Here is a 10,497-nt window from a genome sequence, read left to right as displayed (position 1 = left end):
CAGATATCAAATCTGGATCGATCACATCTTTAATATGCATCCAACATTCAAGAGCACCGGATGCGATCACACAAAACTCTCTACCATCCCGCATATGGACGGTAGTATTCCCATCAATTTCATCAATGATAGAAACGATTTCACTAACTCTTAAAAATGCCTGACGAGGCTCTTGATCCAAATTTCAATCTCCAACCATAATAATTTCATAATATATCATAAATGTCAATATATTTAGTATCGGGAAATATACTTCCTTAAAATACATCGTCGCTTATATGGATTACCTGTTCTATCAATAACTGAAATTTCAGCGTTAAGGTCATCTTCGTCGGACATTGGAAAAGGACCAACGTCTATCTGCATTACAAACATATAGCCGTCTGGCTCAGTTGACCCAGCCAATACATACCCAGTTTTGTGAGGAATGCATTTACACAAAATTTGATATTGACTCTTATCCCAATTTAAAAAGTACCTTATTCCTATATTAACAATCTCATTTTCTGGATAGTTAACAAATATACGCCCTGTATAATATTCTTTTTTATCCTCTGTATCCTCCATTATACTGTACATACCATCGAATATTTCTATTTTTCCATTAAATACTCTATTATAAATTATATTATCGGCATCTGATTTTTCTACTTGATAATTTTTAACTTCATTTTCCTCATGAAGATTTACTTCTCCTTCTCCCATTTCTTCCTTCAGAATTTCTTCCTTCAGAATTTCTTTATAATATTTTATCATCCACTCCCAAGCTATTCTGAGAGCTACAGCGTTAATTTTCTTACGGACCGAACCTAATTTTACGAATTCATTCCATGTAGAAGAAGGTATGGCCGCAGATCTAACTCCATGTACACTTCCGTTCTTCGGAATAGATGCATTCATCTCCGTGGCTTGCCGATTAGGAGATAGGCCATGTTCGGAAATTAATCGTCTAGATACACGACGTATAGCTTCGACAACACGCGTGGATTCATTAAACTGGAGACCATCACTTGAGTTATCATCCATCAATCTGGCGCTCCCGTGAAAAGACGTGGAATCCCGTGAAATCCTAGTCAAAACAAGCCGTGACGAAAATGGCTATCCCGTACCATCAAAGCGAGTCAAAGATTGCCGCATCGATTGCATGTTTGAGGAAGAAAAGATGTCGGCTCCGAATGTGCGGCGCGACAAGCGCGCCCTTTTGTCTCGCCTTTGCCGGTTTGACCTTTCTGCTTTGACCAACAAGGTAGGGCCACAGACCTGTACCCGCTTTCCACTTTGTCAATGGTGGGGAGATCGCGGTGGAGCCTGCTGTCTTGACAAGAAGGTGTGAGCCCAGGCCGCACTCGCAACCCGGCGGTTGTGCAGTGCAGCAGGAAACTTTGTACAGTTTAAAAACATTTTGTGATAGGAATAGGATAAATGTCCTACCAATCCAGCCAACCACAAATGCATGAAGACAGAGAACGATACAGGCAATACATTGCTAGCCTTAATCTACCCATTCAAGAAATGGACACGCTGATAGATATTGTCCATTCTATCTTGTCTTACTTTGTAGATCATGCTTTTCACGTTCAAACCGATCAAATAACTTTGCAATCTGTTGGTAAAATCAATGCCAACTTGCTGCTGGATCGTGTTACGATTGGAGATAATCCTGAAAATCAAACCGCTGACGCTCGAACTGATGGCGTTGAAAGCGCCTTCAACCAGTTAGGAACCATTGAGCCATGACACGCGATGCCAGACAACCAGCCCTGATCTACTGTCGCGTGAGTCATGCAAAGCAGGTTACTAGGGGTGACGGGTTAAGCAGTCAGGAAACATCCTGCCGCGAATATGCGGATCGCATGGGCTATGAGGTCATGAGGGTGTTCCGCGACGATTTCACCGGCAAATCGGCGGACCGAGCCGGGATCAAGGCAATGCTCGCCTTCTTGAAGGGCTGCAAAGGGCAGACCGTTGTCATCGTTGATGATCCCAATCGTCTGGCGCGATCGCTGCGTACTCACTACGCCATCCGTGACGCTATCGCAAAAGCGGGCGGTAAGCTGGAATCGCCCAAGCGCGTTTTCGCGGATGATCCCGACGATGATATTCTCGAAATCATCGAAGCCGCCTTTGCAGGCGAGCATCGTCGCAAGAACGCCGAGCAGACAATGACCCGAATGCGCGCCCGCGCCATGAACGGCTATTGGGTCTTCCAAGCTCCTGTGGGCTATCGCTACGAAAAAGCCTCTGGCGGCGGCAAGGCGCTGGTTCGAGACGAGCCGCTGGCGTCCATCGTCAAGGAAGCACTGGAAGGATACGCCAGCGGGCGTTTCGGTTCGCAGGCGGAGGTCAAACGGTTCCTTGAGGCCAACCCCCTATTCCCTAAAGATCGGCGAGGGCTGATCCCCAATGAACGCGCCACGCAAATTCTGACCCAGCCCCTCTATGCTGGCTATCTGGAAGTGCCGCGCTGGAACCTGTCGCTGCGCAAAGCGCAGCATGAAGCACTGATCTCCCTCGAAACCTTCGACCTCATTCAAGATCGCCTTGCGGGCAAGGCCCGCGCGCCTTCCCGCAAGGACATCAACGCCGATTTCCCGATGCGCGGTTTTGTCGCCTGCGGCGATTGCCACCATCCCATGACCGCAACATGGTCCAAGGGAAAAGGTGGCCGTTACCCCTATTATATGTGCCGCCAGCATGGATGCGACAGCAACGGCAAGTCCATAGCGCGGGCAAAGGTGGAGGAGTCTCTGGAAGCCCTTGTATCCTCCCTGACGCCTGCACGCGAGCTTGTGCAGCTTGCGTCCGCCATGTTCCGCGATCTGTGGGATCGTCGCGCCAAGGAAGCGAAAGAACGCCGCACGGCGCTGAAACTGGAAACCGCCGCCGTGGAAAAGAAGATCGGCCAGTTTCTTGACCGCATCGTGGAGGCCAACAGTCCCACCGTTATCAGTGCGTATGAACGCAAGGTTGTTGAACTGGAACGCGACAAGCTGATTCTGGTCGAAAACATCGCGAAATGCGGCACGCCCGCACGCGACTATGACGAGGTTTTTCAAACCTCGATGGAGTTTCTCTCAAATCCTTGGAATCTTTGGAAAACTGGTCAATTGGAGGACCGTCGTGCCATGCTGAAACTGGTCTTTGCCGGGAACCTGATCTACTCGCGGGAATCCGGCTTTCAAACACCCGAGATATCCCTGCCTTTTAAGGCGTTAGAGGACATTTCCAGCCCTAAAAGGGTAATGGTGCACCCGACGGGATTCGAACCCATGGCCCTCAGATTAGGAATCTGATGCTCTATCCTGCTGAGCTACGGGTGCCCGGCGACGGCTCTATTGCGCGCGGCGCGCCCGGTCAATTCTGTGCGGTCAATTAATGGCTCAATTCTTGGCCTGCGGCGGGATCACGGGAAAGGGCAGCGGCGCCACCTCCACCCCCTCGGCGATCAGCGCCTTGGCCTCGGCCGGGGCGACCTCGCCATGGATGCTGCTGCGGTCCTTTTCGCCATAATGCATCGCGCGCGCCTGCTCGGCGAAGCCACGCCCGACCCAGGTGCTGTCCTCCAGCGCCTTGCTCTGCGCGGTCGCCAGCGCCTCGACCAGCGCCTTCATCTTCGCCTGGTCCGCGCCGCTCATCGCCGGCGCGGCGAGTTCCTCGCGCACAGCGACCGCGCGGCTGTTGCCCTTCGCACCGACCGCCGGGGCCATCACCGCCTTGGTCACATCGACATCGCCGCATAGCGGGCAGGCGAGCAGGCCCCGCGCCTTCTGATCCTCATAATCGGCGCTGGACCCGAACCATGCTTCGAACACATGGCTCTGGCCCGCACATTTCAGGTCGAACACGATCACGAAATCGTCACATCCTTCGGTATCATACGGCGGTTAGCGAGCGCCGGCACGCGCCCGCGCACATCCCCTATGCGCGTCAGGTCCAATTCCGCAAGTCCCAGCCCGGCCGCGTCGCCCATGTCGAGCAGCACGTCACCCCAGGGATCGATCACCACGCTATGCCCATAGGTGGTCCGCCCATCGGCATGCGTCCCCACCTGCGCGGTCGCGATGACATAGCAGCCCGCCTCGATCGCCCGCGCGCGCAGCAGCACATGCCAGTGCGCCTGGCCGGTCGGCACGGTGAAGGCGGCAGGCGCCAGCAGGATCGTCGCCCCCGCATTGGTCAGCGCGCGATAAAGGTCGGGAAAGCGCATGTCGTAACAGATGGAAAAGCCCATCCGGCCCCAGGGCGTGTCCGCCGCGACCACCTGTTCGCCCGGTCCATAGACCGACGATTCGCGCCAGCTTTCGCCCGTCGCCAGATCGACGTCGAACAGATGGATCTTGTCATAGCGCGCCCGGATGGCGCCGCTGTCGTCGATCAGGAAGCTGCGATTGGCCCAGCGCCCGTCGGCCCGCTCGCCCTTCAGCGGCAGCGAACCGATATGCACCCACAGCCCCTCGCGCGCCGCCGCATCGCGCACGGCGGCCAGCACCACATCCTCCGCCTCGCTCCGCAGCGTATCGGCCGCGCGCTTGCGGTCGCGGTCCAGGCAGCCCGCCATTTCCGGCGTGAACAGCATGTCCGCGCCCTCGCCCTTCGCCCGTTTCACCATCTCGACGATGGCGGCGGCGTTAGCGGCGGGATCGATCCCGCTGGTCATCTGGAACAGCGCCGCGCGCATCCTGCTACTCACAGGCCCAGCAACGCGTCCAGCTTGCCATCCCGGTTCAACGCCGACAGGTCGTCGCTGCCGCCGATATGCTGGCCGTCGATGAAAATCTGCGGCACGGTGGTTCGACCGGGCGCGCGCTCCAGCATTTCGTCGCGCCTGGGGCCGCCCATGCTGATGTCATATTCCTCGAACGCCACGCCCTTGTCGGTCAGCAGCGCCTTTGCGCGGGCGCAATAGCCGCACCAAGCCTTGGTATAGATTTCGACATTCGCCATGATGATAAGACGCTCCTTTCCCATGAAATTGGGGGAACGCGCCGCTTTGTCAATCGCCGCGCCTCATTCTCCATCGGCATCCGGCAATACTCGCGCCCAGCACAACAGCCGCACGTCCACCGCACCGCCGCGCTTGAGCACCCGCGCGCAGGCCGCCGCGGTCGCCCCGCTGGTATGGACATCGTCGATCAGCAGCACGCGCCGCCCCGTGATCGCGGACGCATCCGCCAATGCGAAGGCGCCCCGCACCGCCTTCGCCCGCGCCCTGGGATTCATCCCCCGCAACGGCGCGGTCCGCTTCACCCGGCGCAACGCCCGCTTGTCCACCGGCCAGCCTGTCAGCCGTCCCAGATGATCCGCGATCAACGCCGACTGGTTGAACCCCCGATGCCATAGCCGCCAGCGATGCAGCGGCACCGGCACGATCAGGGCCTCCTCGTCCCCCACATGACGCAGCATCTGCCGCGCGATCAGCCGCGCTAGGCCGATGCGCCGTCCATATTTGAGCCGCAGCGCCACCGTCCGGGCGACATCGCCATAGGCCAGCACCGCGCGCGCGCTGTCCCAGGGCGGCGGGTCGGCCATGCACGCGCCACACTCGGCCCCCGCGCCCATGTCATGCGGGAAGGGCGCGCCGCAACGGGCGCAGCAAGGCTCGCCCAGCAATTCCATGCCGCTCCAGCAGGACAGGCAGAAGGCGAAATCCGCGCCGACGATGGCGCCGCAACCGGGGCAGCGCGGCGGCAGCGCATAATCGACGACAGGCTGCGAAACGCCCTTGAGAAGCGGGAGGAGCGACATCATCTGCCTTGTCCGCAGTTCGCGCCCGATGCACAAGGCCCGCCATGGATAACCGCCCCGACATTTTCGACCGCGCCCGGCGTGCGCGCCAGCGCGACCGGATGCTGCCAGCCTTCGCCGATCATGACTTCCTCTATCGCGCGATGCTGGACGAACTGCTCGATCGCCTGACGGACGTGCAGCGCGACCTGCCCGAAGCGCTGGTCATCGGTTGCCCGGATGGCAGCGCGAAGGCGGCGCTGGAGGCGATGGGCAAGCGCGTCGCCTGCGCCGATCCCGGCTTCCTTGCGGCCAAAGCGGCGGGCGGCGTCCAGATGGACGAGGACGCCCTGCCCTTCGCCGACGACAGTTTCGATCTGGTGGTCGCCTGCGGCACGCTCGACAGCGTGAACGACCTGCCCGGCGCGCTGATCCTGATGCGGCGCGTGCTGCGCCCCGACGGGCTGATGCTCGCGGCCTTTGCGGGCGCGGGCAGCCTGCCCCGCCTCAAATCCGCCCTGCTCGCCGCCGAAGCCGACCGGCCCGGCCAGCATGTCCACCCGCAGGTCGATGTGCGATCGGCCGGCGATCTGCTCAGCCGCGCCGGCTTCGCCATGCCGGTCGCGGACGGCGAGACGCTGACCATCCGCTATGGCGACATCGTGCGCCTGATGCACGACCTGCGCTTCATGAGCGCGGGCAATGTCCTCGAGACGCGCGCGCCGGCCCTGACGCGCGCCGTGCTGATGCGCGCAGCGGGCCATTTCACCGACGCCGCCGACCCGGACGGGCGGACGGCGGAACAGATGGCCCTGGTCTATCTGTCCGGCTGGAAACCCGACCCAAGCCAGGCGGGACCGGCCCGGCGCGGCAGCGCGACCGTATCGCTGGCCGCCGCGCTCAAAGGGAAAGCCTAGCGTTTTCGCCTGTCACTCGATCATGACGGCCACCACACGCCAGACACCATCTTCGCGTTCCAGCGTCACCGACTCCGTCGCCTCGGCCTTGTTGGCGAAGCGCGTGCGAAACTTCACCATCTCAAAGCCGTTGGGCGGGGCGAGCAGATATTCCTGACTGAGCAGGTCGCGGGATATCAGCGCGCCCAGTGGGGTGCGCACCTTGTCCTGCACCGATGCCCAGAGCTCTGGCGTATTGGCCTTGCGGAAAGATGATCCCGTCGCTCGATAGCCGTCCTCCCAACGCCCCTGATCCCCCAGGATCAGCCATTGTCGCGCGGCGTCGACCACTTCCGTGCGCGGCGCAGCCTCGGTGGCGGTCGGCGCCTGTGACGAGGGTGCGGAAGCGAGTTGCGGCAAGGCGGCAAGCGCCAGCAGGCCAAGGACAAGCGTCATGAGCATAACTCCGATGATGATCCAGAAGGGACGGGGTGTCCGCTCCGCGCCGCTGATCGGCGCGCCGTCTTCATCCGCCTGAGCCGCAAGCGCGTCTGCCCCGATTTCTCTGTCCCCCAAATAATCGGGGGACGTGCCCGGATCGCCACCCTCTGCCTCCAGCAGCATCCGGGCGGCCTCCCGACTGCTCGACACCGCCATCTTGCGCCGCGCATCGCGCAGCCTCTCGTTGATCGTATGGACGGAAAGGCCCAGGCTCCGCGCGATCGACTTCGCATCATGGCCGCGGACGATCAGGCGCAGCGTCTGCTTCTCCTTTTCGGTCAGCGACCAGCCCATATCCGTCATCTGCATGCTCATAATATCCAAGACCTAGGTCAGGCCCAGGATGGCAGCTACCCCGAAAAATTTGTATTCAAGTCGGGGGATCGGTTGCTACTCATCCCAACCACCTCGCCCACCGTCGGCGCATCCGTCATCTCCCGCGACGCCCATGTCTCACCGTCATGCCGATATTCCACATGGCTCGCGCGCCGGAACGCCGTGCCGTCCCACACGATCACCTGCAACTCCATCTCGTTGTTGCGGCGGACATGCAGCCAGTTGAAGCTTTGCGGCTCATCGTTGCGCAGTCGGGTGGACGTGGCGGTGCCGGCCTGGATCACCAGCGCGCCACCGCTATGTTCCACCATCTTGCGAGCAGCCTCCGCATAGGTGCGGTGGAAATGGCCGGCCAGCGCCAGATGCACGCCGGCCTCGCAGGCCGCCTTGACCGCATCGTCATGCTGGCCGACCGCCTCGCTCAACTCCCCGCCCCGGCCGATCGGCATGGAAAACAGCGGATGGTGTGTCACTAAAATGCGGGTCTTGGCCGGCGCCACCTTGGCGAAGCGATCGCGCAGCATGTCCATCTGGTCATGGTTGATCCGCCCGTCCTTGATCGTCAGCGACCGGGCGGTGTTGAGACCCAGAATCGCGACCTCGCCATCTTCGTAGAAGGGGCACAGATCGTTGCTGACATAGCGTTTGTAGCGATCCAGCGGCGCGGCAAACCGTCGCACCACATCGTAGAGCGGCACGTCATGATTGCCCGGAATGACCAGCGTCTTCAGCCCTGCGGCCTTGAGCCGCCCCAGCCAGGCCGCCGCCTGTTTGAACTGCTCCACCCGTGCCCGCTGGGTGAAGTCGCCACTGATGACCACAAGGTCGGGACGGCGTGCCTCCAGCCAGGCGGTGGCGGCGTCGACGATCCTCTGATCGTTGGCGCCGAAATGAATATCGGAAAGATGCGCGATGCGAGCCATGCCAGGGTAACGAATCCATGGCCTAGGGTTTCCCGATGCTTTTCGATGCACCCGAAATCGATCGGACGGAGTTATTGCGGCATGGAAACGAAACCCCTTCCCAAGGACGCCATATTGGTCGTCAATGCCCATAGCCGACGCGGGCAGGATAATTTCGCACAGGCGAAGGAGAAGCTGGAGACCGCTGGCGTCCGCCTGATCGCCGCCCATGCGGTGGAAGAGCCGGAGAAGATGGCGCAGATCGTGCGCGAGGCGGTGGACAGCGGCGCGCCGATGGTGATCGTGGGCGGCGGCGACGGCTCCATGTCCGGCACGGTGGACGAATTCGTCGGCAAGGACTGCGTCTTTGGCATATTGCCCCTGGGCACCGCGAACAGCTTCGCGCGGACATTGGGCCTGCCGCTGGACCTGGACGGCGCGGTGCAGGCCATCGCCGGTGGCAAGCGACGCCGCGTGGACCTGGGCATGATCGACCAGGATTATTTCGTCAACGCGGCCTCATTGGGCCTGTCGCCGATGATCGGCCAGACCGTGCCGCACAAGCTCAAGCGCTATCTCGGGCGGATCGGCTATCTGATGTGGGCGGTCAAATGTTCGGTCGGCTTCCGCGCCTTCCGCCTGACGATCGGCGATGGCGAAAATCAGCGCCGCCTGTGGTCGACCGAGGTGCGCGTCCTCAACGGCCCCTATCATGGCGGGGTCGAACTGTCGGACCATGCCGATGTCGATACCGGCGAAATCGTGATCCAGGCAGTGGTCGGGCGCAGCAAGCCGCGCCTCGCCTGGGACTGGTACGCCAAATTCTTCAAGCTGCGCGATCGCGACGCCCATACCGAGGAATTTCACGGGAAGTCGTTCAGGATCGAGACCCATCCCCGCCAGCGCATCTCGATCGACGGCGAAGTGCTGGCCAAGACGCCGGTGACCGTGAAGATCGCGCCGGGCGCGGTCGAGGTAGCGGTGCCAGCGGACGGATAGCTCCATCTGTACGCGCAACAAAAAAAAGGGACCGGAAACCGGCCCCTTTCCTGTTTTGATGTTCGAAAAAGCTTAGCGCTTCGAGAACTGGAAGCTGCGGCGGGCCTTCGCCTTGCCGTACTTCTTACGCTCGACGACGCGGCTGTCGCGGGTCAGGAAGCCTTCGGCCTTGACCGCGCTGCGCAGCGCAGGCTCATATTTGGTCAGCGCCTGGGCGATGCCATGCTTGACCGCGCCGGCCTGGCCCGACAGGCCGCCGCCCTTGACGGTGGCGATCACGTCATACTGACCGTTGCGATCGGTCACGCCGAACGGCTGGTTGATCACCAGACGCAGGGTCGGACGGGCGAAATAGATTTCCTGATCGCGGCCATTGACCGTGATCTTGCCGGTGCCGGGCTTCACCCACACACGGGCGACGGCATCCTTACGACGGCCGGTCGCATAGGCGCGGCCGAGGCTGTCGATTTCCTGTTCGCGCAGCGGCATGGTCGAAACCGGCGGCGCGATCGGCGCAGCGGCTTCTTCACCTTCCACGGCAGCGGCAGGCGCAGCAGCAGCGGCGACCGGAGCGGCAGCGGCTTCGGCGGCGATCGCCGCGAGGTCGGACAGGGACTGGCGGTTATCGGACATTATGCACCCACCTTGTTCTTGCGGTTGCGCGACGCGAAATCGAGCACTTCGGGGTTCTGGGCTTCGTGGGGATGCTCGGTGCCGGCGAAGACGCGCAGGTTGCGCATCTGCTGGCGGCCCAGCGGGCCACGGGGGATCATGCGCTCGATGGCCTTTTCAAGCACGCGCTCGGGGAAACGGCCTTCCAGGATCTTGGCAGGCGTGGTTTCCTTGATGCCGCCGGCATAGCCGGTGTGCTTGTAATAGACCTTGTCCGTCAGCTTCTTGCCGGTGAACTTGACCTTGCCCGCGTTGATGATGATGACATTGTCACCGCAATCGACATGGGGCGTGAAGCTGGTCTTGTGCTTGCCACGCAGGATATTCGCCACGGTCGAAGCGAGACGGCCCACGACGAGGCCGTCGGCGTCGATCAGGACCCACTTCTTTTCGACCGTTGCCGGGGTCGCCGGCTTGGTGGTCTTCATCAGCGCCTTCATGGTGCCAATACTCCAGAATAAAAATGA

The 10,497-nt window shown here is 60.6% G+C and carries 14 protein-coding genes and 1 tRNA gene; 4 read left to right on the top strand and 11 right to left on the bottom strand.

Going from position 1 to position 10,497, the window contains the following annotated elements; translation table 11 throughout:
• On the bottom strand, positions 1 to 181 hold a 181-nt coding region (locus tag K9B33_RS21815), incomplete at its 3' end, for a hypothetical protein (RefSeq protein ID WP_224551216.1).
• A gap of 53 nt (positions 182 to 234) precedes the next feature.
• Positions 235 to 1,029, bottom strand: coding sequence for a hypothetical protein (locus K9B33_RS21810; protein ID WP_224551215.1), 795 nt, complete (start codon positions 1,027 to 1,029; stop codon positions 235 to 237).
• A 393-nt stretch (positions 1,030 to 1,422) separates the two neighbouring features.
• Between K9B33_RS21810 and K9B33_RS21805 the strand changes: the two genes are divergently transcribed.
• Both K9B33_RS21805 and K9B33_RS21800 read left to right on the top strand, forming a co-directional pair.
• The gene (locus K9B33_RS21805; protein ID WP_224551214.1) at positions 1,423 to 1,737 is read left to right on the top strand and encodes a hypothetical protein; all 315 of its coding nucleotides are present in this window, start codon (positions 1,423 to 1,425) and stop codon (positions 1,735 to 1,737) included.
• Positions 1,734 to 3,293 carry a recombinase family protein gene (locus K9B33_RS21800; protein ID WP_224551219.1) on the top strand — a complete coding sequence of 520 codons (1,560 nt, stop codon included), beginning with the start codon at positions 1,734 to 1,736 and terminating at the stop codon, positions 3,291 to 3,293. Before K9B33_RS21805 ends, K9B33_RS21800 begins: the two co-directional genes overlap by 4 nt.
• Here the strand turns inward: K9B33_RS21800 and K9B33_RS21795 are convergent.
• The 5 genes from K9B33_RS21795 to K9B33_RS21775 form a co-directional block, all read right to left on the bottom strand.
• Positions 3,244 to 3,320, bottom strand: a tRNA-Arg gene (locus tag K9B33_RS21795). The two genes, K9B33_RS21800 and K9B33_RS21795, sit on opposite strands and share 50 nt — an antisense overlap.
• 60 nt (positions 3,321 to 3,380) lie before the next feature.
• Positions 3,381 to 3,851 (bottom strand): DUF1178 family protein, encoded by a 471-nt coding sequence (locus K9B33_RS21790; protein WP_224551213.1) that lies wholly within the window; start codon positions 3,849 to 3,851, stop codon positions 3,381 to 3,383.
• Positions 3,848 to 4,678, bottom strand: coding sequence for a carbon-nitrogen hydrolase family protein (locus K9B33_RS21785; RefSeq protein ID WP_224551218.1), 831 nt, complete (start codon positions 4,676 to 4,678; stop codon positions 3,848 to 3,850). The genes K9B33_RS21790 and K9B33_RS21785 overlap by 4 nt, the downstream gene beginning before the upstream one ends.
• A gap of 8 nt (positions 4,679 to 4,686) precedes the next feature.
• Positions 4,687 to 4,944: a glutaredoxin 3 gene (grxC, locus tag K9B33_RS21780; protein ID WP_224551212.1), complete on the bottom strand. Its 258-nt coding sequence runs from the start codon at positions 4,942 to 4,944 to the stop codon at positions 4,687 to 4,689.
• 63 nt (positions 4,945 to 5,007) lie between these two features.
• A complete protein-coding gene (locus K9B33_RS21775) occupies positions 5,008 to 5,748 on the bottom strand; it encodes a ComF family protein (RefSeq protein WP_224551211.1) in 741 nt (246 codons plus the stop codon).
• 41 nt (positions 5,749 to 5,789) lie between these two features.
• Between K9B33_RS21775 and K9B33_RS21770 the strand changes: the two genes are divergently transcribed.
• Positions 5,790 to 6,641 carry a class I SAM-dependent methyltransferase gene (locus tag K9B33_RS21770; protein ID WP_224551210.1) on the top strand — a complete coding sequence of 284 codons (852 nt, stop codon included), beginning with the start codon at positions 5,790 to 5,792 and terminating at the stop codon, positions 6,639 to 6,641.
• Positions 6,642 to 6,653: 12 nt separating this feature from the next.
• On the opposite strand, the gene K9B33_RS21765 is transcribed toward K9B33_RS21770, so the two are convergent.
• A complete protein-coding gene (locus K9B33_RS21765; RefSeq protein WP_224551209.1) occupies positions 6,654 to 7,436 on the bottom strand; it encodes a helix-turn-helix domain-containing protein in 783 nt (260 codons plus the stop codon).
• A gap of 35 nt (positions 7,437 to 7,471) precedes the next feature.
• Positions 7,472 to 8,380, bottom strand: coding sequence for a metallophosphoesterase family protein (locus K9B33_RS21760; RefSeq protein ID WP_224551208.1), 909 nt, complete (start codon positions 8,378 to 8,380; stop codon positions 7,472 to 7,474).
• An 81-nt stretch (positions 8,381 to 8,461) separates the two neighbouring features.
• On the opposite strand from K9B33_RS21760, the gene K9B33_RS21755 reads away from it, so the two are divergent.
• On the top strand, positions 8,462 to 9,358 hold the full coding sequence (locus K9B33_RS21755) for a diacylglycerol/lipid kinase family protein (protein ID WP_224551207.1): 897 nt from the start codon (positions 8,462 to 8,464) through the stop codon (positions 9,356 to 9,358).
• Positions 9,359 to 9,430: 72 nt separating this feature from the next.
• Here K9B33_RS21755 and rpsI read toward each other — a convergent pair whose 3' ends face one another.
• Together rpsI and rplM are read right to left on the bottom strand one after the other, a co-directional pair.
• Positions 9,431 to 9,991: a 30S ribosomal protein S9 gene (rpsI, locus tag K9B33_RS21750; protein WP_224551206.1), complete on the bottom strand. Its 561-nt coding sequence runs from the start codon at positions 9,989 to 9,991 to the stop codon at positions 9,431 to 9,433.
• Positions 9,991 to 10,470, bottom strand: a complete 480-nt coding sequence (gene rplM, locus K9B33_RS21745) for a 50S ribosomal protein L13 (protein ID WP_082679079.1) — start codon at positions 10,468 to 10,470, stop codon at positions 9,991 to 9,993. The genes rpsI and rplM overlap by 1 nt, the downstream gene beginning before the upstream one ends.
• Between the last annotated feature and the right edge of the window lie 27 nt (positions 10,471 to 10,497).

The sequence above is a fragment of the Sphingobium sp. 3R8 genome (genome assembly GCF_020166615.1).
Lineage (GTDB): Bacteria > Pseudomonadota > Alphaproteobacteria > Sphingomonadales > Sphingomonadaceae > Sphingobium > Sphingobium bisphenolicum.
This window is presented reverse-complemented; position numbering and strand designations above follow the sequence as displayed.

Excerpts from the sequence above, each read along its gene's own strand:
- K9B33_RS21805 (WP_224551214.1), top strand. The coding sequence starts at position 1,423 with ATGTCCTACCAATCCAGCCAACCACAAATGCATGAAGACAGAGAACGA.
- K9B33_RS21800 (WP_224551219.1), top strand. The coding sequence starts at position 1,734 with ATGACACGCGATGCCAGACAACCAGCCCTGATCTACTGTCGCGTGAGT.
- K9B33_RS21785 (WP_224551218.1), bottom strand. The coding sequence starts at position 4,678 with ATGCGCGCGGCGCTGTTCCAGATGACCAGCGGGATCGATCCCGCCGCT.
- grxC (WP_224551212.1), bottom strand. The coding sequence starts at position 4,944 with ATGGCGAATGTCGAAATCTATACCAAGGCTTGGTGCGGCTATTGCGCC.
- K9B33_RS21775 (WP_224551211.1), bottom strand. The coding sequence starts at position 5,748 with ATGATGTCGCTCCTCCCGCTTCTCAAGGGCGTTTCGCAGCCTGTCGTC.
- K9B33_RS21770 (WP_224551210.1), top strand. The coding sequence starts at position 5,790 with ATGGATAACCGCCCCGACATTTTCGACCGCGCCCGGCGTGCGCGCCAG.
- K9B33_RS21765 (WP_224551209.1), bottom strand. The coding sequence starts at position 7,436 with ATGAGCATGCAGATGACGGATATGGGCTGGTCGCTGACCGAAAAGGAG.
- K9B33_RS21760 (WP_224551208.1), bottom strand. The coding sequence starts at position 8,380 with ATGGCTCGCATCGCGCATCTTTCCGATATTCATTTCGGCGCCAACGAT.
- K9B33_RS21755 (WP_224551207.1), top strand. The coding sequence starts at position 8,462 with ATGGAAACGAAACCCCTTCCCAAGGACGCCATATTGGTCGTCAATGCC.
- rpsI (WP_224551206.1), bottom strand. The coding sequence starts at position 9,991 with ATGTCCGATAACCGCCAGTCCCTGTCCGACCTCGCGGCGATCGCCGCC.
- rplM (WP_082679079.1), bottom strand. The coding sequence starts at position 10,470 with ATGAAGGCGCTGATGAAGACCACCAAGCCGGCGACCCCGGCAACGGTC.